Raw genomic sequence first — 26004 nt, forward strand, 5'->3', positions numbered from 1 at the left:
ATGCCCATAGCACGCTGCAAGGACCGCGTCAGGCCCGGGCGAGGCTATTTAAGTCAGTGATATTGACATATTTCAGCGGGATTGCTAGCCGTCAAGTCGGCGTCCCTGCGCGAGAAGTGCCGTAAACTTTTTGCGCAGCGGCCCATTGGGAGTCAAAATGCGCCGTGCCGGCCATGCCCGGCCACGCGAGAGGAGATCCTGCCATGTCGGTTTTGCCGTTCGACCAGCGTGATGGTTTCATCTGGATGAATGGTAGCCTCGTCCCGTGGCGCGAGGCGAAGCTGCATGTGCTCTCGCACGGCCTGCATTATGCCTCCTGCGTGTTCGAGGGCGAGCGCGCCTATGGCGGCCAGATTTTCAAATCGACGGAACATTCCGAGCGCTTCAGAAACTCCGCCAATGTGCTCGATTTCGAAATTCCCTATTCGGTCGCCGAGCTTGATGCGGCCAAACAGCTCGTCGTCGACAAGAACAATTTCACCGATTGCTATGTGCGGCCCGTCGCCTGGCGCGGCAGCGAGATGATGGCCGTCGCGGCGCAGAATTCGACGATCAATACGGCGATTGCGGTCTGGCCCTGGCCGAGCATGTTCAATGTCGCGGAGAAGATGAAGGGCATCCGTCTCGATATCGCCGAATATCGCCGGCCCGATCCGCGGACCGCGCCGACGGCGGCCAAGGCTGCCGGCCTCTATATGATCTGTACGATCTCCAAACATCGCGCGGAGCGGCGCGGCTATGCCGATGCGATGATGCTCGATTGGCAGGGCCGGGTCGCCGAATGTACCGGCGCCAATATCTTTTTCGCCGTGGATGGCGTGTTGCATACACCGATCGCCGATTGCTTCCTCGACGGGATCACGCGCCGCACGGTGATCGAACTGGCCCGCCGCCGCGGTATCGAGGTGATCGAGCGGCGCATTCAGCCCGAAGAACTGCCGAATTTCGAGGAATGCTTTCTCACCGGCACGGGTGCGGAAGTGACCCCGGTGTCCGAGATCGGCCCCTATACTTTCAAGCCTGGCGCACTCTCGCGCACATTTGTCGAGGATTATTCCGCCGAGGTGCGGCCGAAGCAGCAGGCGGCTTGATCCAACGTTCTAATTGTGCGGTTCCTGCGCGAGTTCAAATCGCGCCACTTCGAAGCTCCGGTTCAGCAGGTTGATGAGATCGAGCGGCGCTCCCGCCGCTTCCGCGCGCCTGCCGATAAGTTCGAACCAGACTTTGCGCTCGCCCGCCGTCTCGCTCTGGCGCTGGAAGGCGGCATGATAGCCGAGCGGCGCGATCAGCGCGTTGAGCCGGTCGGAGAGTCCGTCCTCTGGCGCGGCGCGAAGCACGAGGACGGCACGCTGCTCGCGCGGAATCCGCCCGTCGAGCCAGCGCAATGCCGAAAGCGTCAGCACCGTCAGTACCGTTCCGGCAATGCCGAGAGAGAGTTGGCCGCCGCCGAAGCACAGACCGATCACGGTCACGACCCAAAGCGTCGCCGCCGTGGTGACGCCGGTGACGAGATCGCCGCGGCGCAAAATCGTGCCGCCGCCGATGAAGCCGACGCCGGTCAATATGCCCAGCGGCAGGCGCATCATGTCCATGTCGCCGAAGGAGGCCGCCGTCTTGCCGGTGACCGGCAGCAGAATGTTGGCCTGGACCATCGCCAGCGCGGCCGCGAGCGCGACGAGGATCGTCGTCCGCAGGCCCGCGACATGTCCGCGCACGCCGCGATCGATGCCGATAATGCCGCCCGCCAGCACGGTGAGAGCAAGGCGCAGCGCTATATCTTCCCAACTCGGATAAAGGGGCATTTGCGCGAATATCGTTCACAGCCGATAAAGTTTGCGACCGATCATAGGCCAAGCCGCGACCGTTGAATATGGTCGTCCGTCCGCGATCAATGCCAGGGATCATCGTATGGGATCGAATAGCCGTCCGGCAAAAATTTCAGGTTTGCGCGCCCCGATGCGCCGCCGGAAGCCGCGTGACCCGGCCGCACCTGAAGGCGCGGAGAAGACCCTGAGATTCGCGCTCGATCCCAACGATTGCGAATTGCTGCTGGCGCGACTCAGCAAGGCGGGCGCGCATTGGACGGCGGAGACGAAACTGCTCTCGCTCTATCTCGACACGCCGGATTGCGCCATCGGCAAGCTTGGCTTCGGATTTGGCGTGCGCCGGCGTGGCGATGTCACGCTCAACGATACGAAAGAGGCGCTGCGCCGCTTCGCCCGCGGCCAGCCGGGCGTCGGCGGCTGGTCGACTTTTCGCCATGCGCTCTCCGTCGCGGCGCCAACCGATGCGCGCGAATTGCAAAAGCTCCTGCGCGGTCCGAACGCGAGGCAAAGCCTCAAGCTCGTCTATCAGAGCGAGGCGCAGCAGAGCTTCTGGTCCCTGCCGTTCGGCGGCGATGCGAGTCTCGTGCTCGAGCAGGCGAACATCGTCAACGGCATCCATACGCGGCTTGCTTCGCTGACGTTGATCTATCCGGAGAATGCCGCGGGTCTGGCGCTGGCCTTCATCGCCACGCTCGGCAAGAGCGTGCCGCTCCGCCTTACCGGCGAAACGCTGGCGCTGACCGCCTATCAGACCGCCGGACATTCCGATGTTGCAACTCCCGCCGCCATCACGCCACGTCTCACGGCGGATACATCGGTGGCCGCTGCCTTTCAGGCGATTGCGCATGCCGCCATCGATCATTTTCTGCTGGCACAAGTTCGCGTGCGCCGCTTGCACGACGTCGAGGGCGTGCATCAATGCCGTGTCGCCCTGCGCCGCTTTTCCACCGCGCTGCGCTTGTTCCGCCCGCTGATCGGCGGTGCTGGCGCCAAAGCCGTGAAGGAGGATCTGAACCGGATCAAGAGCTCCTTGCGCGCGGCGCGGGATATCGACGTGTTGCTGGCGCGGCTGGCGGGCAAGGATGCCGACTCTGCTGTGGCGACGGTGCGCAAATTGCTCGAGGCACGGCGGGAGAAGACCTATGCTGCGCTGGTCGATGTTCTGAACGCGCCGGGGACGGAAGATTCCCTGTTGCGTGTCGTCACCTGGATCGAAGCCGGCGATTGGACAGCGGACGCCGCCCGCGCTGAGCCGATCGGCACTTTCGTTCAGCGCAAATTCAGCAAAAGCGTCCCAAAATTCCATCGTCGGTGCGCGGACCTCGAAGAGGCGAGTCCCGCGGAGCGGCATCAGACGCGCATCCGCGCCAAGAATCTGCGTTATGGCGCGGAATTTTTCGACGGTCTGTCGGCTGGCGCCGATGCCAAAGCGTTCCGCAAGCGGTTGCGTGGCTTTGTAGCGGCTTTGAAGAAGTTGCAGACCTTCCTGGGGGAGGAGAACGACGCGGAAATGGCGCAGCACTATTTCGCCAGGCTCGCCGAGGATGGCGATAGCGTGCGCGCGGATGCGGCGGCCGTCGCCGCGGGCGCCGCGCTCGCCGCCAAATTGCGTCGCCGCGGCAAGCGCCAGTTCCATAAGGGGGCGGAAAAAGCCCGCGAGGCGCTTTTCGACACCAAGCCATTCTGGACCGGCTTGGCACGTGATTAACAACTCTCGCCGAGAATGGCATCGACGCCTATCCGCCAACCGCGGCATGGCTTAAGCTACTGAAATCTAGCGCCGGAGCATCCGCAGGGATATGGACGTGAAAATTCTCCCCATCATCATGTGTGGCGGCTCCGGCACGCGCGTGTGGCCTGAATCGCGCGAGAGCCTGCCGAAGCAATTCATTCCGCTCCTTGGCGTGCGTTCCACGTTCCAAGCGACGCTGGAGAATCTCGACGAATCCCTGTTCGAGGCGCCGATCGTCATTTCCAACCAGGATTATCGCTTCCTAGTTTCTGAGCAGGTCAAGGAGACGGGCCGCACCGCGCGCGTCGTGCTCGAACCGGTGCGGCGCGATTCCGCGGCCGCTGTTGCTGTCGGCACGGAACTCGCTGTCGAGATCGCGCCGGATACGATCGTCGCCATCTTCGCGGCGGATCACATCGTGCGAGATCGCGCAGCTTTTCTCGCCGCGTGCCGCGAGGCCGCTGCCGCGGCGGCGCAGGGCTATATCGTGACGCTCGGCATCAAGCCGACTCAGCCTGCGACCGGCTATGGCTACATCAGGACCGGCGCCCCTGTGCTCGCTGGCAGCACGGTGCTTAAGGCCGAGGCCTTCGTCGAAAAGCCGGATGCGGAGACGGCGGCACGTTACGTCGCCGAGGGCTATCTTTGGAACGCCGGCAATTTCTTCTTCCGCGCCGATGTCATGCAGGAGGAACTTCGCCATTTCACGCCGCTGGTGCAGGCGGCGGCCGCGGAGGCGCTGGCCAAGGCGCGCAAGGATCTCGATTTCCTGCTGCTCGACAAGGAAGCGTTTTCCCGCGCGCCGAAAATCTCGATCGATTATGCGGTGATGGAACATACCGAAAAGGCGGCCGTCGTGCCGGCCGATATCGGCTGGTCGGATGTCGGCACCTGGGCGGCCGTCTACGAATTGTCCGAGCATGACGCCGACGGCAATTCGGTGCGCGGCAATGGCATCGTGCTTGACGCGTCGAACGTTCATATCCGTTCAGATGAGCATCTCACCACAGTCGTCGGCGTCGATAATGTCATCGTGGTGACGACGCAGGACGCGGTCCTCGTGCTCGATCGCGCGCATGGCGACAAGGTCAAGCAGCTCGTAGATCGTCTCAAGGCCGAGAACCGGCGCGAGGCGCTGGAGCACAAGCGCTCTTATCGTCCCTGGGGCTATTATCAATCCGTCGACAACGGACCGCGCTATCAGGTCAAGCGCATCGTCGTGAAACCCGGCGCGCGGCTCTCGCTGCAGAAGCATTTCCACCGTGCCGAACATTGGATCGTCGTACGTGGCACGGCGGAGGTGACGCGCAACAACGAAGTGATTCAGGTGCACGAGAATGAATCGATCTATCTGCCGATCGGCGCCGTGCATCGCCTCGCCAATCCCGGCAGGATCGATCTCGAACTGATCGAGGTGCAGACCGGCTCTTATCTCGGCGAAGACGATATCGTCCGGATCGAGGACGTCTACAATCGCGTCTGATGCGATACGGCTCGCGCTATAATTTTTTTTGACGCGTTTTCTTTACGCGAACCGGTGTCCACTTCGCTCGAAAACGCTTTAATGCCTGGCGGTCTGGTTGTGCGAACGCTCCCACCAGATCGTTGCCAACAGGCCGAAGGCGACTCCGCATAGAGCGCCGAGCGAGCTCATGACGAAATCGCCATAGCGCCCATTCCGCCCCGGAATGAGGAGCTGCAGAATCTCCAGGCTGCCGGCATAGATACTGAGCCAGGCGGCGATCTCGATCCCCGCCGCGGGGCGCGGAAAGCGGATCGACAGGATCAAAGCGGTCAGGAAATACGCCAGAAAGCGCTCTGCCAGCTCCGATGAAACCGCGTGCGGATGCAGTCCGCCGGGGGTCAGTGACACCACGGCGATGATCAGAATCGCCAACCAGGGGGCAAGTCGCATGAATCGGATCACGCGTAAGTCTTAGCACCCCAAGAGGAGCGGGCCAACGAAGATTGGCGAATTTGCTAAAAGAAACCAGGGGGCCGATTCACCCATCCTTTACCATGGGGCCGCGTCCGTTAGCGTTATCGCTTTCCTAACCACAACAATCGGATGCGAGCGACGCCGCAAAATTTCGGTTTATAAAGAGACATCTTATTTTCTCGGGGTGGTTCCATGTTGAAACCCTGCGCACCTATCTGGTTTGGCGCGGCGCTCTCCAGTCTTGCCGTGTTGGTTCTTGCTCTTCCGGCAGCCGCGCAAACCTATAATGATCCCCAAAATCGCCAAATGGCGAACGCTGCACCGCCTCCCGGCAGCTATGGTGGCGGATTTTTCGAGTTCCTCGCCACGGGCGGCCGCAGCACCTACAACACGCCCGCGTCCAGCACGCCCGCTTCGGCCTATCGCGCCGAGGCGCAGCCGGCCGAGCCGCAGCGCACTGTCGATCCGATGTTCCTGCGCCAGGAGGTCGATTATTCCGGCTCCGAGCGGCCGGGCACGATCGTTATCGACACCAAAGACAAGTTTTTGTTTCTGGTCGAAAAGGACGGCAAGGCACGGCGCTATGGTGTCGGCGTCGGGCGCGAGGGCTTCGCCTGGTCGGGCACCGAGAAAATTTCGCGCAAGGCCGAATGGCCGGATTGGACGCCGCCGTCGGAAATGCTGAAACGCCGCCCGGATTTGCCGACTCACATGGCGGGCGGCATCGGCAATCCGCTCGGCGCGCGTGCACTCTATCTCGGCGCCTCGCTCTATCGCATCCACGGCACCAACGAGCCTTACTCGATCGGCACCAATGTCTCGTCGGGCTGCATAAGGATGATGAACGAGGACGTCATCGATCTTTATGACCGCGTCGGCGTCGGCACCAAGGTCATTGTGATGTAGGCATGCCCGTGCTTGTCGCGGTGCCGGCCAGAGCGTTGAGGAAGTCGCGGCAATAACTCGCCGCGGTTGTCCGGCAGATTTTCTCGAACAGTTTCTCGTGCCGGTCCTTGCGCTCGTCGAGCGGCATGATCAGCGCCGCATGCATCGCCTCGGTGATTTCCTCCGGGTCGTAGGGATTGATGATGATCGCCTCGGTCAGGTCCTCCGCCGCGCCGGCGAGGCGCGAGAGCACCAGGACGCCGGGATCTTCGGGATCTTGCGCGGCGACATATTCCTTGGCGACGAGGTTCATCCCATCGCGCAGCGGCGTGACAAGGCCGACCCGCGCCTGTCGATGAAATCCGGCAAGATTCGCGCGCGAGACAGCGCGAGTCATGTAGCGCAAGGGCTGCCAGTCGAAATCGGCATAGCGGCCGTTTATTTCGCCGGACAGACGGTCGAGTTCGTGCTTCAGCCGCTGATATTCGGTGACATCCTCGCGCGAGCGGGCCGCGATCTGGAGATAGGTCACGTGCATCCGATGTTCCGGGAACCGGTCGAGCAGATAGCCGAAGGCTTCGAAACGGTTCGGCAGGCCCTTTGAATAATCCAGCCGATCGACGCCGATCATGAAGGAACGGCCGGCGATGCTCTCGAACAGCCGATGCCCGGCGATGCTCCCGGCTGCCTTTTTCGCCTGCCGGGCGAAGGCGCGCGAATCGATGCCGATGGGGAAAGTGTCGACGATAACCGGCCGCCCTTCGAACCAGATCGGCTCGCCCGACTGACGCGCGATATTGAGGAAGTTCCGGAGGCAATCCTCGAAATCGTGGAGATGCTGGCGCGCCTGGAAGCCGACCACATCATAGGCCAGCATCATCCGCAGCAGCCATTCGGCCGAAGGCAGAATGCTGAAGACGCTCGCCGGCACGAACGGGACATGCAGAAAGAAGCCGATCCGGTTCTTGACGCCGAGCGCGCGTAGAGCTTCGGCGAGCGGGATCAGGTGATAATCATGCACCCAGATGAGGTCGTCAGGCCGCAGCAATTCGGCGAGGGCCTTGGCATAGGCGCGGTTGACGGAGAGATAGCCCTCGAAATCCTCGCGGTCGAATTCCAGGAGGCCTGGCTGGAAATGCAGCAGCGGCCAGAGCACGGAATTGGCGAAGCCGACATAGAAGCGGCGGTAATCTTGTTCCGAAAGGTCGATCGTCGCGAAATCGAGCTTGCCGGTCGCGTGGATCTTGGCCGAAGTCGCGGTTTCCGCGGCCAGTTCGCCGCTCCAGCCGAGCCAGAGCGCACCTTGCTTGAACACATCCTTCAAGGCGACGGTCAAACCGCCGGCCTTGGCGCCTTTGGATGGCAGCGGCACGCGGTTGGAAACGATTACGACGCGCGCCATAACGCCTCCTCCCAGCCGCGCGAGAGCCGCGCCGCCGAATGAATGAGCCCGACATGCGAATAGGCCTGGGGAAAATTGCCCCATAGCGTTCGCGGCCCGGCGAGAATGTCTTCCGACAACAGACCCGCCGAATTGCGGACCGAAAGCGCGTTTTTGAAAATCTCGCGCGCCTCGTCGCGCCGCCCCGCGAAGGCGAGCGCATCGGCGTACCAGAACGTGCAGACAAGAAAGGCCGTCTCCGGATGGCCGAAATCGTCAGCCTCGTCGTAGCGCATGATGAAACCGTCGCGCAGGAGCCGCTTGGCGATGACATCGAGCGTTTTGTCCATTCGCGGGTCGTTCGCCGGCAGGAAGCCGATCTCCGGCAGCAGCAGGCAGGTCGCATCCGTGACCGGCGCATCGAGGACGCCGGAAAGCCAGCCCTCGGGGGTGGTCGCGCGTTCCAGAATCTCCGAGTGCAGCTTGGCCGCCTGCGCCGCCCATGTTGCGGCTTCAGTCGATTCGCCGACACGGTCGGCAATGCGCGCGAGCCGGTTCAGCGCCGCCCAGCACATGGCGGCGCAATAGGTGTGGATTTTCGAGCGGCCGCGGTATTCCCACGGCCCGGCGTCAACCGTCAGAGCATAGCGCGCGGCGAGTTGGCCCATGCCACGCAATTGCTGATAAAGCGTCGCAAGGCCCTTGTAGGTCAGCCGCGCGTCCCAGAACATTTGCGCGGCGGTGAGGATGATCGAGCCGTACACGTCGTTCTGGATTTGCGAGACGGCGGCATTGCCGATCCGGACCGGACCCATGCCCTGATAGCCGGAAAGGGTGGACGCGAACCGCTCCTCGGAACTTGTGCCGGAGGAGATAGGATAAAGCGGGGCGATGGCGATGTCGTTCTCGCGCAGAACCGCATCGATGATGAAGCGGATGAAATTTTCCATCGTCCGGGTCGCGCCCAGCCGGTTCAGCGCGCCGACGGTAAAGAACGCGTCGCGCAGCCAACAGTAACGATAATCCCAATTGCGTACCGTATGCGGCGCTTCGGGGATCGACGTGGTCAGCGCTGCGACGATCGCGCCGGTATCCTCGCAACTGCAGAGTTTGAGCGTGATGGCCGAGCGGATGACCTCCTGCTGCCATTCGAAGGGGATCGAAAGGCCGCGCACCCAGGCGCGCCAGTCGTCGATCGTCGCGGCGAGGAAACTCTGCGCGAGGGAATCGGGCGCCTCGGGCACCGATTCGTCCGGGCCGATGAAAAGATTGACAGGCCGGTCGAGCGCAAACTCGGTCTCTTCGAGAATATAGGCAATGGCCATGTCGGCGGTGACGCGCAAGGCCATCTGGCCGCCGCCGTAGCGCACATGATTGCTGCCGAAGCTGATCGACGGCTTTGTTGCGCCATAATTGAAATGCGGGCGTATCCGCACCGAGAGCCGCACGCGTTTGGTCATGGGTTCGATACGGCGAATGAGCATCGGCGGGTGGAAGCTGCGGCCGAAACGCTGCGCGCGCGGCGCGAAATCGGTGATGCGCACCTGCCCGCCGTTACGGTCGGTGATGGTCGTTTCCAGCACCGCCGTATTGGGCAGATAGCGCTGGTTGGTTTCGATCGCGTCGCAAACGACGACGTCCATGAAGCCCTGCTGCGGATCGTCACCGTTGACGAGCGCCGAGAAAACAGGATCCCCGTCAAGTCGCGGAAAGCAGAACCACACGTGACGGCCGCCCCGGTCGATGAGGCTTGCGATCGCGCAATTGCCGATAGCAGCAAGGTCGAGCGTTTGCATTGGCACGCATCCTCAGAGATCGGCGACGCGTTTGAGCCAATCGCGCACGTCGCGCGGCTGGCCACCGAAATAGGTCGCGACATCGAGCGCGAGACCGCCATGGGCGCGGGCAGCGGCGAAGCCGTCTTCGTCCGTCACGTCATCGCCGACGAACACCGGATAGCGCCCGGCAAAGGGCGCGAGCTCCATCAGGCGATAGACGGGCCGCGCCTTGGTCGCCGCGCTGGGGCGGATCTCGATCGCCATTTTGGCTTCCAGCAATTCAAACGCGCCCGGCTCGCGGGCGAGAAGCTCTTCGGCAAGGCGCCGTACGTGCGTCTCGGCGGCGGGCGCATTGCGGAAATGCGCGACAAGATTATGCGGCTTCACCTCGATGAGTACGCCGGGGTGGGCGCGCTGCAATTCGATGAAAGCTTGCACCCAGCCTGGCGGGACCGGTGCGCCAGTCTGGTCCTGCGTGCCGTCGGGCAGGCGGACGACCGCGCCATGTTCGCTGCCGCCGGCCAGACGCAGCGGATATAGCAGCCGGTCGATTTCGCCGAGCGCGCGGCCGCTGACGATGGCGAGCGCGCCGTTCAACGCGCGTGCCGCGCCTTGCAAATCGCGAACGAGGGTCGGCGGCATGACGACCGATGAGGGCGTCGCGGCGATATCGAGCAGGGTTCCGTCGAGGTCGAGAAAAAGCGCCCAGTTCGGAGCCGGCGCAGGCGCCAAAATGCCTCGCACCGACGAGGGCGAATCTTTCATGGTCTCTGCCTCTAGCCCAAGATGTTCGCTCGCGCTATCGCGCAGCCGGGCGCGGCTGGCCATCATAAGCTCCCCCAGTCCGAGCAGGCGCGCACAGATGTCGTGCGCACCGTTCAAATAACGGGCGAGCAGTAAAATCGTTCCGGTCTAGCTGTAAAAAAACTCCCGGCGCATGTGGAAATAAAAAGGCCCCGCCGCAGGCGCGACGAGGCCAGTGTATACGCCCAAATTTGCAACTATACGTCGAAGGAGCCGTCGTCGTTGCTGCCGGGATCGCTGTTGCTGCTGGAATCGTCGTAGAAATTAGCGTCGTTCGCGTCGTTGCGGCCGGTGTCGTCATAATAATTGTTGACGATCGTTTCGCCGCCCGTGCCGAGGCCGGGCGCGGTGGTGCCAAGTCCAGTCCCAAGCCCGCCGAGTCCACCAAGGCCGCCGATGCCGAGGCCGCCCAGTCCGCCCGCATGGCCACCGAAGAGGTTGCGGATCGAATCGGCCAGCAGGACACCGCCGGCAACGCCCGCCGCGCCTTGCAGCGCGCCGCTCAGGAAACCGCCGCCGCCGGGCGGCGGGCTGCCCCACGGTGCGCCGCCTTGCGGCGGATAGGATTGCGGGGGCGCATAGCCGCGCGGCGCCTGTGTCTCCTGGCCCCAAGGACCGCCCGAGGGGCCACCTGGCAACGGCTGCCCGGGCCGGGGCGGCGGAGGCGGTGCGGCCGATGGGCCGCCGCCGAAGATCGAGCCGAGGCTGTTGAGGAAGCCGCCGCTGGCCGGCTGCTGCTGGCCTTGTCCCTGGCCCTGCTGGAGCGCCTCGACCTGCGCCTGTAATTCCTCAAGCCGCTGGCTTGCGGCCTGCAAGGCTTGATCCTGAACGAGCACGGCCTGTGCCAGGAAGTAGGGCGCATAGGGTTGCGATCTGACGGCGTTTGCGATCAACGCCTCGGCCTCCGGATCGCGCGGTACATTGGCGGACCCCTTGATGCGGTCGAAAAGACCGTTCAGCAGCTGGCGTTCTTCGGGTGACATGACTTTCTCCCGTGGTTCGGCTTACCCCGCCGCGGAGATATGGGGCGCGATTGCGGCGCCTCCAAGGGCTCATCGGCGCCCGCTTTCGCTTCCGCCGGTGATAGATTAGAAGCGCGGCGGAGAGGTTTTGCGCAGAATGAATGACATTAAAAAAACGTCACGGACCCAGGCCCGATTGCCACGCGGTCTGGCCGACCGTGGCCCGGCCGAGATCGCCGCGACCGAGCGGATGCTGGCGGCGATCAAGGACAGCTATCGGCTCTATGGGTTCGAAGCGGTCGAGACACCCTTCATCGAATATACCGAGGCGCTCGGCAAATTCCTGCCCGATCTCGACCGGCCGAACGAGGGCGTCTTCTCGTTTCAGGACGATGACGAGCAATGGCTGTCGCTGCGCTATGACCTCACCGCGCCGCTCGCCCGCTATGTCGCGGAGAATTACGACAAGCTGCCGAAGCCCTATCGCTCCTATCGCGCCGGCACTGTGTTCCGCAACGAAAAGCCGGGGCCGGGACGCTTCCGCCAGTTCATGCAATTCGATGCCGACACCGTCGGCACAAGCTCCGTCGCGGCGGATGCCGAGCTTTGCATGATGGCGGCGGATACGCTGGAGCGGCTCGGCGTCAAGCGCGGCGATTACGTCATCAAGGTGAACAACCGCAAGGTGCTCGACGGCGCCCTGGAAGCGATCGATCTTGGCGGCGAGACGAATTTCGGCCGGCGGCTGACTGTATTACGCGCGATCGACAAGCTCGACCGTTTGGGCGTCGAAGGTGTGCGTTTGCTGCTTGGTGCCGGGCGCAAGGACGAGTCCGGAGACTTCACCAAAGGTGCGGGACTGGACCCGGCTGCGATCAATTTCATTCTCGCGCTGATCGATCCCGGCAAATCTTGGGAAGATCAAGTCACCACTGGTGACGTCAAATTCACCGAGAGCGAAATCGGCCAGCAGGGGCGCACCGAATTGGAGGCGATCGGCCGGCTGATTGCCGCCGCCGGCTATGACGACGGACGCGTGCGGATTGATCCGACGGTCGTGCGCGGCCTCGAATATTATACTGGCCCCGTCTTCGAGGCGGAGCTGACTTTCGAGATCGCGGAAGAGGATGGCCGCCCGGTGCGCTTCGGCTCGGTCGGCGGTGGTGGCCGCTATGACGGCCTCGTCGGCCGCTTCCGCGGCGACGACGTGCCGGCGACCGGCTTCTCCATCGGTGTCTCGCGTCTCTACGCGGCGCTGAAGGCGATCAATTCGCCAATCGTCGCGGGCGCGGCACAACGCGGGCCGGTCATCGTCCTCGTTCTCGACCAAAGCGAGATCGCACGCTATCAGGGTTTCGTCTCGACGTTGCGCAATGCCGGGATCGCCGCCGAACTTTATCTCGGCGCCTCCGGCATGAACGCGCAATTGAAATACGCCGACAAGCGCAATGCGGTCTGCGCCATCATTCAGGGATCGAACGAGCGCGAGAAGGGCGAGATCGCCATCCGCGATCTCGTTCTCGGCGCCGAGCTCGCGGCGACCTCGAAAGAGCGCGCGGATTATCTGGAACTGCGCACCAAAGCGCAATTCTTGGTGGCCGAGTCCGATCTGCTGCGGGCGGTCCGCGACGTGCTGGCGCGGCATTGCTGACGTCATCGCGAGAAGCAAAGCGGCGAAGCCATCCGGGATGTTCCTCTGGATTGCTTCGCTACGCTCGCAATGACGTATTAGCTCGTCCTCAATCTCACCACGTATAGGCGAGGCGGCCTGTCCCGGCGTAGGATTGCGCGCCTTTGCCGAATTCGCCGTCGAATTTGGCAGTCAGTGACCAGCCCCCAGTGAGATCGAGCGTGGCGCCGAGCGTGGTGAGCGCGAGATTGGCCGGGGGCTTGGCGCCTTCGACCACAAAGCTCGCCGCCGGCAGCGTCAGGAAGCTGGCGTCGAGGTTCGGGTTGCTCTGCCAGTCATGCGCCCAAGCGGTGCGGCCAAAGAGGTTCAGCGATCGTCCGGCATCGAGCGCCAGCGTGGTATTGGCCCAGGTGCCGAGCTCGCCGCGCACCTGCGTGCTGCTCTCGCTGTTGTAGGCGAGCGCATAGTTTGAAGACCCGCTGGTGGCGAATTCGCTAAAGGCCGGCGAGGTGAAGACCTGCGGCTGCACCGCGGCATAAGGCGTGAAAGTGACCGCTGTGAGCGGAACGTGATAGCCCGCCTCGATGCGTCCGCCGTAGCCCTGCGCAGTGAAACTGGAATCAAGCGTGCCGCCGTCACCAAGGCCGACGAGCCGGTTGGTCTTGATCCAATAATTGCCGAAGGCGAAAGCGCCAGCGAGATAAGCGTTGCCGAATTGCGTGATGCCATAGAGGCCGCTCTGGAAGACGGTGCTGTGGCCGCTGCCGAAGCCGCTGCCGAGCGACCAGCCGGTGCCGCCGCCTGCCAGAGCGAGGCCGATGAGGGCGCCGGGGGCGAGATGATAATCGGCGCCTGCGGCGAAGCCCGCCGCGGTGGTCGATGTATTGTGCGAGCCGGTATTCGCATCGCCGGCGGTAAAGGCGCCGCCGCCGAACGGTGCCGCCCAGGCATCCCAATGTGGCGTATAGACCAGCGCCGGGGGTGGCCCCTTGAGCGCCGGCAGAGCTTGCGCATAGGCGTCAGCCAGATAGGCCGGCATTTGCGCCTGGCTTTCGGCCGAATAGGCGAGCGCACCAGTGGACGATGCCGCGCCAAAACCGTCGCTTCCGCCCTCGCGGCCGCCGGCGAAAGGATCGAGCAGCAGCGAGAGGAAGGAATTTTCCATCCGGAAGGCGCCTTCCTGCGCGCCGGTCGCGGGCTCGCCCGTGAGTTGCGCGAGATTTGTCTGCAATTGCTGCGGCGTTAGGGCGAAGAGCGTGTTGAAGGCGGAAGGCAATTGCGTGTTGGGGTTTTCCGCAACGGCCGCATCGAGTGCATTGGCGATCCGCATCACATTGGCGGAGGCGCCCATCGGCAGGGCGAGATTGCCATAGGAGAAGGTCAGGAAGACATCGTCGGCATTGTAGCTGGTCAGAACCTCGTAGGAATAAAAGGTTCCACTCGCATCGAAAGTACCGCTGATGCCATCGGCGGCGGTCAGGATCGTATATTTCTCGCCGACATTAATTGTGTTGCCCGATGTGAGGACAAGCGACGCGTTGTTCAGGATCGCTTCGCCGCTCACCTCGGTCGCGGCGCCGATCGCGACGCGATAGATCGAATCCGCGGAAAAGGTAAGATCGCCGTTGATGGTGAGCGTGCCAGGATTTCCGCCCGAACCCGGCTGCAATGTGCCGCCATCATCGACGATCGTGGTCGACACCGTGCCAATGCCGGCGAGCGTGCCGCCGTCATCGACCATGGTCGTGCCGGCGTAGGTGTTCGCGCCGTTCAGCGTGATCGTTCCTTCGCCGATCTCCACCGACGAGAAATCGGAGATGACGTCGTCATAGGTGAAGCTGTTTCCGGCGCCGGGCGCAATGAGCAGCGTGCTGGTTCCGCTGCCGCCGTCCATATTGCCGTTGACCTTGGCGCTGCCGCCGAGGATCTGAACGGCGCTATTGCCGCTGCCAAGGTCGATCGCGTCGCCGGTGCCATCGGCTTCGATCGTCCCGTAATTGACGATCGTCGCATCGTTGCCGCCGGTATAGATCGCCGCTTCGGTGCCGCCGCCTTCGATGATGCCGCCCGCCAGATTGTCGATCTCGACGGTAAAGGCATTGGCCGCGCCCGTCACGGCAATCGCAGAGCCCGTTTCGCCGCGGATCAGGCCACTGTTGGTCACGGTCGTATCGGCATAAATACCCTCAGTCGGGATCGGATTGCCGCTGCTGTCCTTATCGATGCCGGCCAGCGTAATGCCGTGCGAGTCACCGCCGTTGATATTGTCGCCCTCAATCGTGCCGCTATTGATGATCGTGCCGCCGCCGACGGTCACACCCTCGCTGACGTCGTTATAGGCCTGCGTGGATTTGATCGTCCCGCTATTGATAAGGTAGACGAGGCCATCGACATCGACGCCGTCGCCATCGCCAGTGATGCCATTGCCGGTGATCGTGCCGTGATTGGTGATCGTGGCCAGCTCATTGCCGTTGAAGCCGTCGATATTGATGCCTGACCCGTCCTCGCCGGTGATCTGGCCGCCGATCTCATTGGTGATGGTCATCGCATACGCGCCGTTCGTGGTCGTGTCGGTATTGCCGCCAGTGATGCCATGACGGGCGCCATCGATGAGGCCGGCATTGTCGATGGTCACGCCGCTGTTGCTCTGCGCGTCGATACCATCGTTGCCGGTGGCGTTGCCGGGGACGTTCTCCGATTTGATCGTACCCGCATTGTACACATAGCCGTTGACGCCGGGACGCAAAGCGTCCGCGCCGAAGGCTTCGATCAGGCCGGTCGAATAATTATAAACCTCATTCGTGCCGCTTGTGACGGCGTTCAGGTCAATCGCCTGACCGCCGCCGAGGGATTCGATGGTTCCCGAATTATAGATCGTGACGCTGGCGTCCTTGTTTGACTGGAATGCGTCGTCACCGGCGGCGGAGATGACCGCGCCATCCGCATTGGTCAAGGTGAAACTGACGCCCTTTTGATTGACGCGGACCGCACGGCCGCCGCCGGGGTTTGTTTGCGAGATCGTCCCGTAATTAGTCAGCGACGTGTCGGTGCCGGTGACTGTGACCGTCGGCGTGCTCGTATCGGCGCTGTAGGTCAAAGTGACGCCCGCCGCGACCGTTCCCGTATCATTGGTCGACGACAGGGTCTCCGCGGCGGTCGTGTTTGTGGTGATGTCGAATGACGCGGCCCGGACCTGCCCGGAAGCGCCGAGACCCGGCAGCGCCCAGAAGCCCGCGGCGAGGGACAGTGAAGAGGTGGTCCGAACGAAAGTTGAAAACGACCTGCCGCTCAACCCGCGGCCCGCACAAACCAAACGCAACATTATGTCTATTCCGATGTGTTATCTTAACTCACACCGGCGCTATTTTTCGGTCGTGACACTTGGATGAATTTTCCGGCCGTCCTTTGACTGAACTGAGCATTAAGACTCAGTGTGGCTGATTCATCACAATGCTTGGTTCACGGCTTGACGATGCTCAATCATCGCCTCGGGCGCACCAGCGCCTTGAGGTCGGACGCCGGGTCGGCGATGAATTCGGGCGTCACCAGAATATGCTCGCCGAGCAGCCGCCGGGCCAGCATGTGATCGCCCGCCTTGTTGACCGATTCGACGCCGGTCAGAGCGCCATTCTTGAAGCCGAAGAGCGAATAGGCGCGGTCTTCGTAAGAGCCGCGCAGGACAATCTTGTCGCTCTCGTCGAGGAAGCCCGCGATCTGCAATTTGAGATCGCCCTGATCGCTCCAGAACCACGGCACATGGTCGTAATTCGCCGGCTTGCCGACGAGGAGCTTGGCCAAGGTGCGTGCCTGATCGGTCGCGTTCTGCACGGATTCGAGCCGCATCTCCGCGCCGCGATGCGTGTTGTAGTGATAGACCGTGTCGCCGATCGCGAAAACGTTCTCGTCCGAAGTCGCGAGCCGCTCGTTGACCTTGATGCCGTTCGGCGCATCGATGCCGGAAGCGCGGGCGAGTTCGTCGCTTGGCACGAGGCCGATGCCGATCAGCACCATGTCGGCCGGCAGGCTGGTGCCGTCGCTCAGCACGACGCTGGACACTTTGCCGTTCTCGCCCTTGATCGCGGTGACGGAACTGCGGAAATGCAGATTGACGCCAAAAGCCGTGTGGGCTTTGGCGAAGAAGGCGGAGGTCTGCGGCGTCACCGCGCGCGCCATCGGTCGGTCGGCCAATTCGAAGAGATCGACCTTGCGGCCCTGCGAGGCGGCCGTGGCGGCGAATTCGAGGCCGATGAAGCCCGCGCCGATGACGATGATGTTCTGCGCGGTTTCGAGCCAGCCGCGTAAGGCGCGCGCCTCTTCCATCGTGCGCAGCGAGAAGACGCCGTTGAGATGCGCCCCCTCGATCGGCAGGTGGCGCTGCACGCCCCCCGTCGCCAGCACGAGTTGCGAATAGTCGAGCACCTGACCCGATTTGAGATGCAGGCGCCGCGCGGCGCGGTCGATCTCGACGGCGCGCTCACCGAGGGCAAGTTCGATCCTGTTCTGCGGATAGAAATCCGGCCCGCGCAGCAGTACGCCGTCTTCCGGCGTGGCGCGCTTCAGATAGGCTTTGGAGAGCGGCGGGCGCTGATAGGGCAAATCCTTCTCATCGCCGAGCAGGATCAGCTTGCCGTCATATCCTTCCTCGCGTAGCGAGGCCGCAAGCTGCACGCCGCCGTGGCCGGCGCCGACGATGACAATCTGGTCTGAACTCATTCTTCTTTCTCTGCTAGAGCGTGTTCCGGAAAAGTTGCATGACTTTTCCGATTAGAACACGCTTCAACGTTTTGAAACGGCGCGATTTCTTTCCGACCGGATGAGTCCATCCGGTCGGAAAGCGCGCTAGCGGCGCATCAAAAGCGTTGCCCAGCCGTCGATGTCAAGCCGTGCGACCAGCCGCAGGTTTTGTGTGCGGTAGGCGCTGATAATGCCCGGTACATCGCGGCCGAGCAGCCCGGAAAGGATGATGTCTCCGCCCGGTTCCAGCGCCTTCGCCAGGGCCGGCGCAAGCTTGCGCAAGGGCGCGGCGAGAATGTTGGCGGTGATAAGATCGAACCGGCCCTTGAGGGCGGGATGGCCGATGCCGCGCGCCTCGACGACATGAACAAAAGCGCCGGTGCCGTTGCGTATGGCGTTGGTGCGCGCCGTCGCCACCGCGACGGCATCGATATCGCCCGCAACGACGACCCGGCGAAACGCCTTTGCTGCGGCAATGGCGAGGACGCCTGTGCCGGTGCCGACATCGAGGATTTTCCTTGGACGCCGCCGCTTGGCGATGGCGTCAATAAAAGTGAGGCAGCCGCGCGTCGTGCCATGATGGCCGGTGCCGAAGGCCAGCGCGGCCTCGATTTCGATGCCGAGATCGTTGATGCCCACGGTGCCGCGATCATGCTCGCCGTGCAGCAGAAAACGCCCGGCGCGGACCGGCGCCAGGCCAGCGAGCGCGTTGGCGACCCAATCGGCCTTCTGCACGCGGCCGAATTCCACTTGCGCGGCGAGCGCCTCGCCCGCCACGAGGCTGACGAGTTCGCGCACCTGGGGCTCGTCCGGCGCCATGCCGAAATAAGCCTCGACGATCCACGGTCCCTCGATCTCGGGACGGTCGCCCGCCTCCTCGAAGGCGCTGGCCGCCGTCTCGGCCGGGTCGAAGCTTTCGACGATCACGTCCGCGACCTGCCGCGCCGTCGCCGCATCGGGGCAGCGCAGGCGCATCAGATAAGCCGCATTGTTGGGGGGCAGGCCTTCGAGCATGTCGGCGGGTAGCACGTGGCCGCCTATGCGGCAATGCGGGCTCGGCTCCGGTTAGCCCATGCTAGCTCTTGGGCTGCTGCGCTGCCGCGGCGGCGGATTGCAGGGCCCCGATCAAGGCGAGCGCCTCGGGCGAATCCCATTTCGCCGGCCCCGCCATCGTGCCGATGTCGCAGCCGTCTTTGGCGACGAGGATCGTGGTCGGCAGGCCGAGCACTTTGCCGTCCTGCTTCAGCGTCTCGAAAATATTGGCGCTGTTATCGGCGTAGAAATTGAGGTTCTTGACCCCGATTTCCTTCAAAAAGCCCTTCGGCCGGTCGAGCCGGGCGGTATCGATATTGACCGCGACGACGGAAAAATCCGCATTCCCGCGCGCGCCCTGCAGCCGGTCGAGCGAGGGCATTTCCATGCGGCAGGGCACGCACCAGGTCGCCCACAGGTTCAGCAGGATGTCGTGGCCGTGGAAGTTTGCGAGCGTCACCGGCTTGCCGTCTCCGTCGATGAAGGTCAGCGGCGGCAGGGGATGCGGATCGCTGTCGAGCGCCAGCGCCGCCACTTCGCCCTTGACGAGCGGCGCGAGCCGGGCGGCGATGGCGCGGGCGGCCGGACAGGCATCGCTTGCGGCGGGTTCGTTGCGATGCAAGCCCTTCATCACGTATACGAGGGCCAGCATAAGGCCGAAGGCGATGATCGATATGGCCGGGGCGGGCAGGCCACGCTTCGGTGGTTTCTGGTCTGACATGCCTGATCTTTGAAAGCGGAACCAATGAGCAACAAGATGTGGGGCGGCCGGTTTGCCGACAGCCCCGACGCGATCATGGAAGAAATCAATGCGTCGATTGATTTCGACCAGAAGCTTGCGGCGTATGACATAGCAGGCTCGCTCGCCCATGTCGCGATGCTGGGCGAGACCGGCATATTGTCGAAGGACGACGCCGCAAAGATCGCCGAGGCTCTAGGCCGCATCCGTGGCGAAATCGAGAAGGGCGATTTCACCTATTCGCGCAAGCTCGAAGACATCCATATGAACGTCGAGGCGCGGCTGGCCGATCTCATCGGCCCGGCCGCCGGGCGGCTGCACACGGCGCGCTCGCGCAACGATCAGGTCGCGGTCGACTTCCGGCTCTACGTCCGCGCCACGATCGAGGCGCTTGATGGACAGATCGCCGCGCTGCAACTGGCGCTTGCCGAAAAGGCTTTGACCTTCGCCGGCGCGGTGATGCCCGGCTTCACCCATCTGCAATCGGCGCAGCCCGTCACGCTCGGCCATCATCTGCTCGCCTATGTCGAAATGCTCGGCCGCGATCGTGGCCGCTTCCGCGACGCGCGCGCGCGGCTCAACGAAAGCCCGCTGGGCGCTGCGGCGCTCGCCGGTACGTCTTTTCCCATCGACCGCTTCGCCACGGCGAAGGCGCTCGGCTTCGACCGGCCGACCGCGAATTCGCTCGACAGCGTTTCGGACCGCGATTTCGTGATCGAGACTTTGTCGGCGGCGGCGCTCTGCGCGGTGCATCTGTCGCGTTTCGCCGAGGAGATCGTGCTCTGGGCGACGCCGCAATTCGGCTTCCTGCGACTTTCCGACAAGTTCTCGACCGGTTCTTCGATCATGCCGCAGAAGCGCAATCCCGACGCGGCCGAGCTCGTGCGCGGCAAATCCGGGCGCGTTATCGGCGCATTGACGGGGCTCCTCGTCGTGCTCAAGGGTCTGCCGCTCGCCTATTCCAAGGATATGCAAGAGGATAAGGAGGGCACGTTCGATGCGCTCCAGACTCTCTCGCTCTGCCTTGCCGCGACGAAGGGCATGGTCGGCGATTTCGTGCCGGACCTTGCGCGGATGAAGGCCGCCGCCGGCGCCGGTTATGCGACGGCGACGGATCTGGCGGATTATCTCGTCCGCGAACTCGGCCTGCCGTTCCGCGAGGCGCATCATGTCACCGGCCGTCTGGTGGGGCTGGCGGCGGAGCGCGGCATCGGCCTCGAAGCCTTGAGCCTTACGGAGATCAAGACCGTCGAGCCGCGGCTGACGGACCAGGTTTTCGCCGTGCTTGGCGTGGAAAATTCCGTCGCCAGCCGGACGAGCTATGGCGGCACGGCACCGGCCAATGTGGCAGAGCAGGCACAAGCCTGGCTCGATCGGCTGAAAACCCCGCAGGATTAAGCCAGATTCCGGCTCGCGGCTTTCGCTTTGGGGCCAGCATCGTCTATATAAGCCGCAGGCTTACCGGAGCTTCGGTGTGAATTCTCGTTTCTGCGCCAGACGTGGTCTTTTCTGCCTCGTCCTTCTCGCGCTGGCGCTTAGCGGCTGCGGGCGCCGCGGCGATTTGGACCCGCCCCCCGGCGTGCCCGCCAGCGAGGTGGTGCCGCAGCAGGTCAAGGTCCCCAATGCGATGGCTGGCGATCTGGTGGTGCCCAACGCGCCGTCGCGGCAGGAAACCAATGCGACGACGTCGACCGCCGGAACAGAGGGCAAGACCTTCGTCCTCGACCCGCTGGTGAAATGATCCGGGAATGAATCATTTCGAGCTGAAGGACGGCGTTCTGCATGCCGAGGGGGTCGATCTTGCCCGGCTGGCCGCCGCGGTGGGCACGCCCTTCTATTGCTATTCGACCGCGACGCTCACCCGCCATTACGAGGTTTTCAAGCGCTCCTTCGGCGATTTGCCGGTGCTGGTCTGCTACGCGGTGAAGGCCAATTCCAATCAGGCGGTGTTGAAGACGCTCGGCAATCTCGGCGCCGGCATGGATGTCGTGTCCGAGGGCGAGTTGCGCCGCGCCCGGGGCGCCGGGGTCGCGGCCGGGAAGATCACCTTTTCCGGCGTCGGCAAGACGGCGGACGAGATCAATTACGCCCTCGATGAAGATATTTTCTGCTTCAACGTCGAATCCGAGCCGGAGCTGGAGGCGCTCTCCGGCCTCGCGGCGGGGCGGGGCCGCACGGCGCGGGTGGCGCTGCGGGTCAATCCGGATGTCGATGCGCGCACCCACGCCAAGATTTCGACCGGCAAGGCGGAGAACAAGTTCGGCATTCCGCTCGGCCGCGCCCGCGAGGTCTATGCGAGGGCGGCGGCGCTGCCGGGCCTCAAGGTCACCGGCATCGACATCCACATCGGCTCGCAGATCACCGATCTCGAGCCCTTCGACAATGCTTTCGCGCTCGCCGCCGAGTTTCTCGGCGTGCTGGAAGCCGACGGGCATCGGATCGATCATATCGACCTCGGCGGCGGTCTCGGCATCCCCTACAAGCCGGACGACAAGGGCGATGCCTTCCATCCCGATCTCTACGCCAAGATCGTCCGCCGGCATTTCGGCGGCCTCGGCCGGCAATTGATTTTCGAGCCGGGGCGGCTCATCGCCGGCAACGCCGGGATTCTCGTCACCCGCGTTCTTTATGTGAAAAAGGCCGAGGCCAAAGAGTCTGGAAAGACTTTTGTCATCGTCGACGCCGGGATGAACGATCTCATCCGCCCGACGCTTTATGACGCTTATCACGAGATCGTCCCGGTGATGCCCGCGCCCGGCGCGCGGGAAATCGTCGCTGATGTCGTCGGCCCGGTCTGCGAGACGGGCGATTTCCTCGCCCTCGACCGGCGGATGCCGGAGCCAAGGCCCGGCGATCTGCTCGCGGTTCTTTCGGCGGGGGCCTATGGCGCCGTCCAGGCCGGGACCTATAATTCGCGGCTGCTGGTGCCGGAAGTTCTGGTCAAGGGCGACGCCTATGCCGTGGTGCGGCCGCGCGAGACCTATGAGCAATTGATCGGGCTCGACAAATTGCCGCCCTGGCTCCGATAATCGCCCTCTCGGGGACCAAATTGCGGCCTAAACAGGCAGGGCACCCCGACCCGGAGCGTTGATTGGCCGAGAAGCGACGAAACCGAAGTCTCAATCCCGCGCTGCGCCGGCTCGACACTCTTGTCGCGCGCGCCCGCGCGGTCCTGTTTTGGGAGGCTCTGTGGCGGGCCTTAGTGCCGCCGCTTGTCGTCGTCGGCCTGTTCGTCGCGGTATCTTTCGCCGGTCTCTGGCTCGAAATCGGGCCGCTCTGGCGCGAGATCGGCGTCGGCCTGTTCGGCGTGGCCCTTGTCGCCGCGCTTCTGCCGTTCCTCTGGCTGCGCCCTCCGGCGCGCAAAGCCGCGCTCGCCCGCATCGATCAAAGCTCGGAGTTCGCCCATCACCCCGCCTCCGGGCTCGATGATGAGCTTGCCAATGCCGGGAGCGATCCCGCCACGCAGGCGCTGTGGAACCTGCATCGCAAGCGGCTGCTGGCGCGAGTCGGCCGGCTGCGCGTGGGAGCGCCCGCACCGCATGTCGCCGCGCGGGACCATTATGCGGTGCGCGCTGCTGTGCTGGTGCTCGTCGTCGCCAGCGCCTTTCTGGCCGGGCCGGAAAAATACGCCCGCGTGGCGGCAGCCTTCGATTGGCGCGGCGCCATGCCTGCCGCGGCCGGCTATCGCATCGATGCCTGGCTCGATCCGCCCGCCTATACCGGCAAGCCGCCGGTGCTGCTGCATCTCGGCCGGCCGGATGCGCCTGAGGAGGTCGCGGCGCCGATCAATTCGACGCTGATCGTGCGCGCCGCCGGCGGCGACGTCGGCGTCGAGAGGCAAGGCGGTCTTGAATCGGCGCCGCGAACAAAGGCGCCGCAGGCGCCGGACGAGAGCGAACAGAGGCTGACGCTGCGCGGCGATGCCGAGCTGACCTTGAAACACGCCGGATCGACCGTCGGCGTCTTCAAGATCGCGGTTATTCCTGACCGGCCGCCCGAGATCGAATTGACCGATGCGCCGCGCTTCAACGCGCGCGGCTCGCTCACGCTCGCCTACAAGATCAACGACGATTACGGGGCGGCTTCGGCCGAAGCGGTCTTTAGCGATCCCAGCGTCGAGGGCGCGAGCGGGACGGTGCGCTCGCTGGTGGCGGCGCCGCATCTTTCGCTGGTTCTGCCGCAAGGCGGCGTCGGCGAGGCGGAGACAACGGGCGACCTGTCCAGCCATCCCTGGGCCGGGGCGCGGGTGACAATGACCCTCGTCGCGCATGACGAGGGCGGCAATGTCGGCCGCAGCGATCCCATCGAGATCACCTTGCCGCAACAGCCCTTCGTCAAGCCGATCGCCAAGGCGCTTGTCGAGCAAAGGCGCGATCTTGTGCTTTATCCCGAGTCGCGTGACCGGGTGCAGACGGCGCTCGATGCCTTGACGATCGCGCCGGACCTGTTCGGTACCACGGCGCCGGTCTTTCTCGGCCTCGTCGTGGCGTCCGACATGCTGGAGGACGCGCAGAGCGATACTGATCTTGTCGGCGTCGCGGATTTTCTCTGGCAGATGGCGCTGCAGATCGAGAACGGCAGCCTTTCCGATGCCGAGCGCGACCTGCGCTCGGCGGAGCAGCAATTGCACGACGCCTTGCAGCGCAACGCTCCGCCGGAGGAAATCCGCAAGCTGACGGAAGCCCTGCGTGCCGCGATGAATAAATTCCTGCGTGAATTCGCGGCGCGGCAGGCGCAGCGCGCGCAAAACGGTACGCGATCGCCCAATGCGCCACAGTCGGTCACGCCGCAGGATTTGCAGAGCATGCTTGACCGCATGATGCAGATGGCCAATGCGGGCGATCGGCAAGATGCGCAGAAAATGCTCGAGCAATTGCAGAACACGCTCGAAAATCTGCAGATGTCCCAGCAGCAGAACCAGGACCCGACAGCGCAAGCGATGACGCAGGCCATGCGCGATCTCGACCGGCTGACCCGCGAGCAGCAGAAGTTGCGCGATGAGACGCAGCGTCTCGCCCACGCGCAGGATTCCGACCAGCCGGATCAAAGCGGCGGCCCGCAAAAGCCGATGAGCGCGCAACAATTGCACGACTTGCAGCAGGCTCTCACCCAGCGGCTGCAAGATTTGCAGAAGCAGCTCAAGAAATTGGGGCAGGATCAGGCCGCGCTGAAGGATGCGCAGAAGGCGATGCAGCAGGCGGAGAAATCGCTCAGCCCCGGCCGTCAGCAGGGCGAGGATCAGCAGGGTGAAGCCCAGCAGAGCCAGGGCCAACAGGATCAGGGCCAGCAGGGCGAGGGTCAGCAGGGCGCGCAGGGCCAGGGCGATCAGGGCCAGCAGGAGGGTCAAGGCCAGAGTCCCGGCGATTCCGCCGTCGCGGCGCAGGGCCGCGCTCTCGAAGGTCTGCGCAAGGGCGCCGAACAACTCGCCCAGGCGATGCAGCAAGGACAGGGCCAAGGCCAGCAGCCCGGCGGTCAAGAGGGTCCGGGTCAGGCGGAAGGCGCCGGCGATACCGATCCGCTCGGCCGGCCGATGGCGGACGATCCGGTGCTTAATCCCAATTCGCGCTTGAACATGGAAGGTCTGCCGGCGGCCGAGCGCGCCCAGCGTGTGCTGGAGGAATTGCGGCGCCGGCTCGCCGACCCGTGGCGTTCGCAGGAGGAGCTCGATTATCTCGAGCGGCTGCTGAAGCCCTATTGAACCGGATCGAAATTTGTGACGATCTGTTGACTTCGCTCCGGGCCAGGCTCAAGAGGCGATCATGCATCAACTCACCAATGCGCTCGTCGGCGTGGCGGTTTTCGGCGTCTTCGCGGTTCTGATCGCCGGGCTCGTCAACATGCTGCGCGGCGGCAGCGCGAGCACGTCGCAGACGCTCATGCGCTGGCGCGTCGGTTTGCAGTTCATTGCGATCCTCATCATTATCGGCGTGCTGTTTTTCCGGAAGTAGACCGATGGTGACGCTCAGCAGGATTTATACGCGCGGCGGCGATGCCGGCATGACGTCGCTCGGCGATGGTACACGGCGGCGCAAGGACGATCTGCGCATCGAAGCCTATGGCACGGTCGACGAGGCCAACAGTTTCATCGGCCTTGCCCGCGCAGCGCTTTGCGATGCGCCGAACGAGTTGAAGCTCGCGGCCGTCCTTGCTGCAATCCAGAACGATCTCTTCGATCTCGGCTCCGATCTCTGTACGCCCGAGGTCGAGGGCGCCCCGGAGCGGTTGCGCGTGCGGCAGGATCAGGTCGACCGGCTGGAGCGCGAGATCGACGTGCTCAATGCCGATCTGCTGCCGCTCAAATCCTTCGTTCTGCCGGGCGGCTCACCGGCGGCGGCGGCGATGCATGTCGCGCGCGCGGTGACGCGCCGGGCGGAGCGCCTGATGGTCGGGCTCGCTGCCGAACCCGGCGAAAAAGTCGGCGCACCGGCACTCAAATACATCAATCGTTTATCGGATTTTCTCTTCGTCGCCGCGCGGCATCTCAATCGTTTCGGCGAGGGGGATATTCTTTGGACGCCGGGCGGGGCTCCCTAATTTTCAGACCGGGGCTTATTGCCAAGCC

21 protein-coding genes are annotated in these 26004 nt (G+C 63.9%); 11 read left to right on the forward strand and 10 right to left on the reverse strand.

Features of this window, described 5'->3' with window-relative positions; all coding sequences use genetic code 11:
* The first annotated feature begins 203 nt into the window (after nucleotides 1–203).
* Nucleotides 204–1091, forward strand: a complete 888-nt coding sequence (locus CWB41_RS06300) for a branched-chain amino acid aminotransferase (RefSeq protein ID WP_115835077.1) — start codon at nucleotides 204–206, stop codon at nucleotides 1089–1091.
* A gap of 9 nt (nucleotides 1092–1100) precedes the next feature.
* On the opposite strand, the gene CWB41_RS06305 is transcribed toward CWB41_RS06300, so the two are convergent.
* Entirely contained in the window at nucleotides 1101–1802 is a 702-nt protein-coding gene (locus CWB41_RS06305; protein ID WP_115835076.1) for an MgtC/SapB family protein, read from the reverse strand.
* A gap of 154 nt (nucleotides 1803–1956) precedes the next feature.
* Here CWB41_RS06305 and CWB41_RS06310 point away from each other — a divergent pair, with 154 nt between their 5' ends.
* Nucleotides 1957–3534: a CYTH and CHAD domain-containing protein gene (locus CWB41_RS06310; RefSeq protein WP_165204068.1), complete on the forward strand. Its 1578-nt coding sequence runs from the start codon at nucleotides 1957–1959 to the stop codon at nucleotides 3532–3534.
* A 91-nt stretch (nucleotides 3535–3625) separates the two neighbouring features.
* Entirely contained in the window at nucleotides 3626–5041 is a 1416-nt protein-coding gene (locus CWB41_RS06315) for a mannose-1-phosphate guanylyltransferase/mannose-6-phosphate isomerase (RefSeq protein ID WP_115835074.1), read from the forward strand.
* Between the two features lie 78 nt (nucleotides 5042–5119).
* Here CWB41_RS06315 and CWB41_RS06320 read toward each other — a convergent pair whose 3' ends face one another.
* Nucleotides 5120–5473, reverse strand: a complete 354-nt coding sequence (locus CWB41_RS06320) for a VanZ family protein (protein ID WP_129396423.1) — start codon at nucleotides 5471–5473, stop codon at nucleotides 5120–5122.
* 330 nt (nucleotides 5474–5803) lie between these two features.
* Here CWB41_RS06320 and CWB41_RS06325 point away from each other — a divergent pair, with 330 nt between their 5' ends.
* Nucleotides 5804–6403: a L,D-transpeptidase gene (locus tag CWB41_RS06325; RefSeq protein ID WP_425373905.1), complete on the forward strand. Its 600-nt coding sequence runs from the start codon at nucleotides 5804–5806 to the stop codon at nucleotides 6401–6403.
* On the opposite strand, the gene CWB41_RS06330 is transcribed toward CWB41_RS06325, so the two are convergent.
* From CWB41_RS06330 to CWB41_RS06345, 4 genes are all read right to left on the reverse strand, one after another.
* Complete coding sequence (locus CWB41_RS06330; protein ID WP_115835071.1) at nucleotides 6390–7784, reverse strand: alpha,alpha-trehalose-phosphate synthase (UDP-forming); 1395 nt, start codon at nucleotides 7782–7784, stop codon at nucleotides 6390–6392. The two genes, CWB41_RS06325 and CWB41_RS06330, sit on opposite strands and share 14 nt — an antisense overlap.
* Nucleotides 7769–9559 (reverse strand): glycoside hydrolase family 15 protein, encoded by a 1791-nt coding sequence (locus tag CWB41_RS06335; RefSeq protein WP_115835070.1) that lies wholly within the window; start codon nucleotides 9557–9559, stop codon nucleotides 7769–7771. The genes CWB41_RS06330 and CWB41_RS06335 overlap by 16 nt, the downstream gene beginning before the upstream one ends.
* 12 nt (nucleotides 9560–9571) lie before the next feature.
* Nucleotides 9572–10369, reverse strand: a complete 798-nt coding sequence (otsB, locus tag CWB41_RS06340; protein WP_165204071.1) for a trehalose-phosphatase — start codon at nucleotides 10367–10369, stop codon at nucleotides 9572–9574.
* 173 nt (nucleotides 10370–10542) lie between these two features.
* A complete protein-coding gene (locus CWB41_RS06345) occupies nucleotides 10543–11328 on the reverse strand; it encodes a DUF2076 domain-containing protein (RefSeq protein ID WP_115835068.1) in 786 nt (261 codons plus the stop codon).
* Between the two features lie 136 nt (nucleotides 11329–11464).
* Here CWB41_RS06345 and hisS point away from each other — a divergent pair, with 136 nt between their 5' ends.
* A complete protein-coding gene (hisS, locus tag CWB41_RS06350) occupies nucleotides 11465–12958 on the forward strand; it encodes a histidine--tRNA ligase (protein WP_115835067.1) in 1494 nt (497 codons plus the stop codon).
* 94 nt (nucleotides 12959–13052) lie between these two features.
* Here hisS and CWB41_RS06355 read toward each other — a convergent pair whose 3' ends face one another.
* From CWB41_RS06355 to tlpA, 4 genes are all read right to left on the reverse strand, one after another.
* On the reverse strand, nucleotides 13053–16259 hold the full coding sequence (locus CWB41_RS06355; RefSeq protein ID WP_115835066.1) for an autotransporter outer membrane beta-barrel domain-containing protein: 3207 nt from the start codon (nucleotides 16257–16259) through the stop codon (nucleotides 13053–13055).
* A 158-nt stretch (nucleotides 16260–16417) separates the two neighbouring features.
* Nucleotides 16418–17650 carry an NAD(P)/FAD-dependent oxidoreductase gene (locus CWB41_RS06360; RefSeq protein WP_115835065.1) on the reverse strand — a complete coding sequence of 411 codons (1233 nt, stop codon included), beginning with the start codon at nucleotides 17648–17650 and terminating at the stop codon, nucleotides 16418–16420.
* Between the two features lie 126 nt (nucleotides 17651–17776).
* The gene (locus tag CWB41_RS06365) at nucleotides 17777–18700 is read right to left on the reverse strand and encodes a 50S ribosomal protein L11 methyltransferase (RefSeq protein WP_342633720.1); all 924 of its coding nucleotides are present in this window, start codon (nucleotides 18698–18700) and stop codon (nucleotides 17777–17779) included.
* A gap of 46 nt (nucleotides 18701–18746) precedes the next feature.
* Nucleotides 18747–19424: a thiol:disulfide interchange protein TlpA gene (gene tlpA / locus CWB41_RS06370; protein WP_115835063.1), complete on the reverse strand. Its 678-nt coding sequence runs from the start codon at nucleotides 19422–19424 to the stop codon at nucleotides 18747–18749.
* A gap of 24 nt (nucleotides 19425–19448) precedes the next feature.
* Between tlpA and argH the strand changes: the two genes are divergently transcribed.
* From argH to CWB41_RS06400, 6 genes are all read left to right on the forward strand, one after another.
* A complete protein-coding gene (argH, locus tag CWB41_RS06375) occupies nucleotides 19449–20840 on the forward strand; it encodes an argininosuccinate lyase (RefSeq protein ID WP_115835062.1) in 1392 nt (463 codons plus the stop codon).
* A 76-nt stretch (nucleotides 20841–20916) separates the two neighbouring features.
* Nucleotides 20917–21183 (forward strand): LPS translocon maturation chaperone LptM, encoded by a 267-nt coding sequence (lptM, locus tag CWB41_RS16270; RefSeq protein ID WP_207206633.1) that lies wholly within the window; start codon nucleotides 20917–20919, stop codon nucleotides 21181–21183.
* Nucleotides 21184–21190: 7 nt separating this feature from the next.
* Entirely contained in the window at nucleotides 21191–22471 is a 1281-nt protein-coding gene (gene lysA, locus CWB41_RS06385) for a diaminopimelate decarboxylase (RefSeq protein WP_115835061.1), read from the forward strand.
* A gap of 62 nt (nucleotides 22472–22533) precedes the next feature.
* Nucleotides 22534–25140 carry a TIGR02302 family protein gene (locus CWB41_RS06390; RefSeq protein WP_245411124.1) on the forward strand — a complete coding sequence of 869 codons (2607 nt, stop codon included), beginning with the start codon at nucleotides 22534–22536 and terminating at the stop codon, nucleotides 25138–25140.
* Between the two features lie 61 nt (nucleotides 25141–25201).
* On the forward strand, nucleotides 25202–25390 hold the full coding sequence (locus tag CWB41_RS06395) for a twin transmembrane helix small protein (RefSeq protein WP_115835060.1): 189 nt from the start codon (nucleotides 25202–25204) through the stop codon (nucleotides 25388–25390).
* Nucleotides 25391–25394: 4 nt separating this feature from the next.
* The gene (locus CWB41_RS06400) at nucleotides 25395–25976 is read left to right on the forward strand and encodes a cob(I)yrinic acid a,c-diamide adenosyltransferase (RefSeq protein ID WP_115835059.1); all 582 of its coding nucleotides are present in this window, start codon (nucleotides 25395–25397) and stop codon (nucleotides 25974–25976) included.
* Nucleotides 25977–26004: the final 28 nt, after the last annotated feature.

Origin of the sequence: Methylovirgula ligni (assembly GCF_004135935.1) — a bacterium.
Lineage (GTDB): Bacteria > Pseudomonadota > Alphaproteobacteria > Rhizobiales > Beijerinckiaceae > Methylovirgula > Methylovirgula ligni.

Bases quoted from the DNA above. Each gene is read 5' to 3' on its own strand.
- CWB41_RS06300 (WP_115835077.1), top strand. From the start codon at position 204: ATGTCGGTTTTGCCGTTCGACCAGCGTGATGGTTTCATCTGGATGAAT.
- CWB41_RS06305 (WP_115835076.1), bottom strand. From the start codon at position 1,802: ATGCCCCTTTATCCGAGTTGGGAAGATATAGCGCTGCGCCTTGCTCTC.
- CWB41_RS06310 (WP_165204068.1), top strand. From the start codon at position 1,957: ATGCGCCGCCGGAAGCCGCGTGACCCGGCCGCACCTGAAGGCGCGGAG.
- CWB41_RS06315 (WP_115835074.1), top strand. From the start codon at position 3,626: ATGGACGTGAAAATTCTCCCCATCATCATGTGTGGCGGCTCCGGCACG.
- CWB41_RS06320 (WP_129396423.1), bottom strand. From the start codon at position 5,473: ATGCGACTTGCCCCCTGGTTGGCGATTCTGATCATCGCCGTGGTGTCA.
- CWB41_RS06325 (WP_425373905.1), top strand. From the start codon at position 5,804: ATGGCGAACGCTGCACCGCCTCCCGGCAGCTATGGTGGCGGATTTTTC.
- CWB41_RS06330 (WP_115835071.1), bottom strand. From the start codon at position 7,784: ATGGCGCGCGTCGTAATCGTTTCCAACCGCGTGCCGCTGCCATCCAAA.
- CWB41_RS06335 (WP_115835070.1), bottom strand. From the start codon at position 9,559: ATGCAAACGCTCGACCTTGCTGCTATCGGCAATTGCGCGATCGCAAGC.
- otsB (WP_165204071.1), bottom strand. From the start codon at position 10,369: ATGGCCAGCCGCGCCCGGCTGCGCGATAGCGCGAGCGAACATCTTGGG.
- CWB41_RS06345 (WP_115835068.1), bottom strand. From the start codon at position 11,328: ATGTCACCCGAAGAACGCCAGCTGCTGAACGGTCTTTTCGACCGCATC.
- hisS (WP_115835067.1), top strand. From the start codon at position 11,465: ATGAATGACATTAAAAAAACGTCACGGACCCAGGCCCGATTGCCACGC.
- CWB41_RS06355 (WP_115835066.1), bottom strand. From the start codon at position 16,259: ATGTTGCGTTTGGTTTGTGCGGGCCGCGGGTTGAGCGGCAGGTCGTTT.
- CWB41_RS06360 (WP_115835065.1), bottom strand. From the start codon at position 17,650: ATGAGTTCAGACCAGATTGTCATCGTCGGCGCCGGCCACGGCGGCGTG.
- tlpA (WP_115835063.1), bottom strand. From the start codon at position 19,424: ATGTCAGACCAGAAACCACCGAAGCGTGGCCTGCCCGCCCCGGCCATA.
- argH (WP_115835062.1), top strand. From the start codon at position 19,449: ATGAGCAACAAGATGTGGGGCGGCCGGTTTGCCGACAGCCCCGACGCG.
- lysA (WP_115835061.1), top strand. From the start codon at position 21,191: ATGAATCATTTCGAGCTGAAGGACGGCGTTCTGCATGCCGAGGGGGTC.
- CWB41_RS06395 (WP_115835060.1), top strand. From the start codon at position 25,202: ATGCATCAACTCACCAATGCGCTCGTCGGCGTGGCGGTTTTCGGCGTC.
- CWB41_RS06400 (WP_115835059.1), top strand. From the start codon at position 25,395: ATGGTGACGCTCAGCAGGATTTATACGCGCGGCGGCGATGCCGGCATG.